Genomic DNA, 3,236 nt, shown 5'->3' with positions numbered 1-3,236 from the left:
GCGACCCATGGCCAACACCACCAGAAACCAGGTGGGCAGAACTGTTGGCCATACACGGGCACTTTTCATGGCCACCAGCGGGCACAAACGCTGGCCACCCATGGGCACAAACCATTGGCCATTGACAATCTTGGTCAAACGCGGTGTTCGAAGGGTGACGTCACACTGGACTGCGCTGTTGGCGGAGCTCGGACTTGGTCGCCACAACAGTGACAAGAACAGCTGCTGTGCAGAGCAGAAAACCGACAAGCACCAACACCGATATTCGCTGTATACAAATCCAGCCGCTGGTGTTGCCTGGAACGGGTCCGACTATTCCTGCCAAGACTATTCCGGCTAACAGCGCGACGCTGACGAAGCTGGTCACGAAGGGTGGAGCGTCAGCCAGAACGAGGAGCAACGACCAGGATGAGGCAGAGAGGCATGCTGCGGCGATGAGTACGCTCAGCGGAGATCGGAGTGCCGGGCCGCTTGTCCATCAACTACTCCATCGACGTTAGGGGGACCTTCAGCGGTTAGCTTGAGCGCGGTGTCATGTCTAGCAAGTGGCGGTGTCGTCCCTCTCAGTCGGCGACGAGACTGCGCCCGAAAGACCGGGCGGGCTGTTCCGATGTCCAGCAACCTTACGGTTAGCGGGGTAAAGACGAGCGGTGGAGGACAGTACCTTCTGGCACAGTTGCCCTGCAGCGCCAATTTCTACCTATTCACGCGTAACGAAATCATCGATGACAGGCAAGTTGGATTCCAATAACCGCTCGATAGCCTCTAGCCCCGCTACAGGTGACACATCAAGGTGAAATGTGGCCCGCATCCTTGCAGCCGCCGCTCTGAATTCACCCTCTTCTACCCTTCTAAGCATGTCGGCGATCTTCGATCCATCGATGCTCGCAATGTCTCCAACAATTCCGGTCCCGTGATATTCAACACGGGCTGCATTTCCGAACTGATCATTCCAACAAGGAAATGCCAGCATCGGAACACCAAAATATGATGCTTCCATGACAGAACCGTGGCCCGCTTGGGTGATCAGTACGTCGGCTCTTTTGAGTATCTCCAGTTGAGGCGCAAACTTGACCACAGAGATATTTTTCGGCAGTTCACCGAAGTCAGCGATCTCAGCAGCCATTCCTATCTGGATTATGGTCTGCACATCTTCCTGATCCTTCACGGCAGCGATGACGGCTTTGAAGAGTCGTTTTGCATGGGGATATTCGTGGCTGTAGGTTCCCAGAGAACAGTAAATAGTTCTCCTCTCCGCGCTCCATTCTTGCCGGGAGAAGTCGCCATCTGCTCGTCGCAGGTCGACGCTACTGCCGAGATATGTTCGTGAGGTGCCTTCCTTCGCATCGGGAAAATCGAATTTTCTGGGGGAGGTAACAAGTTCAGGTATTGCAATGCGAGGCCCGTACTCGCTCCACGAGATCTTCCCCCCACGTTTGACCACTTCCGTCCAGAACGAGTCTCTACCGAGTCCGAGGATTATTTGGAGGCCCGTGGATGCTACCTGCTTACGCCATGCTGCAAATAAGCAGTTACCCCATGCCAGAAAATTGCGAACTGTCCATGCTCGACTACGAATACTGGGCGGCGTCAGCGAACTGAAAACTGGCGGAGTGGCTCTTGTAGGCTCTGACGCCAGAGTTGAGTTGAGAGCGATCATTGGAATTTTCTGCTTCAGTGCCGGTAGCACACCGATTCGGGTCGACGGATCTGAGATGACTACTGCAACGTTGTCAGCGATCAAAGCCGTTTCGCAACGAACGTCTGAAGCCCGAATTTGAAGAAGTCGGTGCAATACCGTGGCTCGTGCAGCGCGCCATTTATTTGTCAGCGCCCTCAGTCCTCGCTTGTTTGTAGTTCTCACTTCCGGGAGCACCATGTCGAGAGCACGATACTCGTATCCTTGGTTTACCACTCGTGAGCGATATCTGGAGGGTCCGTAATACACGACTCGATAGCCCGACCTTTCGAGTTCACGCGAAAGGCTGTAACTCGAATTGAATGCACTTGTCTCGGGGAACGGGATGATTGCTATCGTCGCTTTCGAGACACCACGGGTACTGCCTGCTGTCTTGACCGAAGTTCGAGTCAGCGCCCGAGCAATCGCCGCACCCAAGAGGTTGCAGAAGGGGATCTGCAGCATCGTTAGATGATCACCTGGCACGTGCTCCACAACCAATCGATCCTCAACAAGGGGTCGCCAACTATCCTCGATCTCCCTTCCTCGATGTGTCTTGGCGAGAAAAAGATGGATCGTCAGCCTGCTGTTGGATGACGGCTCGTACTTATCTACGGCAGACACAATAGTGCGCCATGCTTTTGTTCGCTCCAGCACAATCTGAGATGTCAGGCCGTCGTCGAAATACCCGGCCCGCTGGCATGCACCAAGCAGCTGTTCGACTGAGCGAGGTCCTTGGCCCCACCCTTCCAAGCGGCCAGCCTCGAACGTTGGAATAAGTTCAGGTAAGCGAAGCAGCACGTCCTCGACCTCGCTGAAATAGCGTGGAGCCGTATATCCCACCGCAGTATTGTTAGCGCAGTCAATGAGGCCCAGAAACTCAACAGTCTCATTCGAGATGGTGAGTTGCCGGGCCATCTCGTAGGCAATGACTCCCCCAAGCGACCATGCGGCTAGGCGATACGGACCTACGGACTGAACTCTCCGTATTCGCCTGAGGTACTCCTCCGCTATGTCTTCTACCGTCTGATGAAGTATGGGGACCTCGTTCAGCCCGGCAGCCTCTAAGCCGAAGACAGGTGTGTCTTCGCCGATCGCCACGGCGAGTACTGGGTAAGATCCAACCTCCCCCGACGCTGGGTGGACGATGAATAGCGGCCGCTGAGTGCCTGATGAGTTCAGCTCAATGACGCCCTGAATGGCGCCTGACGCAGTCCGCTTATCCTGGACCAACAAAGCTATGCCTTCAACAGTCGGTTGTACCAACACATCTCGAAGCGTGAGTTCGATGCCGAGCTCTTGGCGTATGCGGCTGATGAGTCGGACGGCGAGGAGGGAGTGTCCGCCGAGGGTGAAGAAGCTGTCGCGTCGTCCGATCCGTTCAACTCCCAGCAGGTCGCTCCACAGCCCAGCCAGTAGTGTCTCGATCTCTGAACCGTCCCGGGTTTCATGCCGCCTTTGTGTTGGCGGCATCACCGGTTGATGTGCCGTGGTCTTGAGCGTAGTAGTTGCGTTCGTATTCTTCAGGTGAGATGTTCCCGAGGTAGCTGTGTAGCCG

Annotated in this window: 1 protein-coding gene; it reads right to left on the bottom strand. The window is 55.5% G+C overall.

The genetic code is table 11. The features are described from left to right. Nucleotides 1-700 precede the first annotated feature (700 nt). Nucleotides 701-3,236 (bottom strand): thioesterase domain-containing protein (locus B7R24_RS16870; RefSeq protein ID WP_253259542.1); only part of this gene is annotated, 2,536 nt, incomplete at its 5' end.

Source organism: Subtercola boreus, from assembly GCF_003399645.1.
Classification (GTDB): Bacteria; Actinomycetota; Actinomycetes; order Actinomycetales; family Microbacteriaceae; genus Subtercola; species Subtercola boreus_A.
This window is presented reverse-complemented; position numbering and strand designations above follow the sequence as displayed.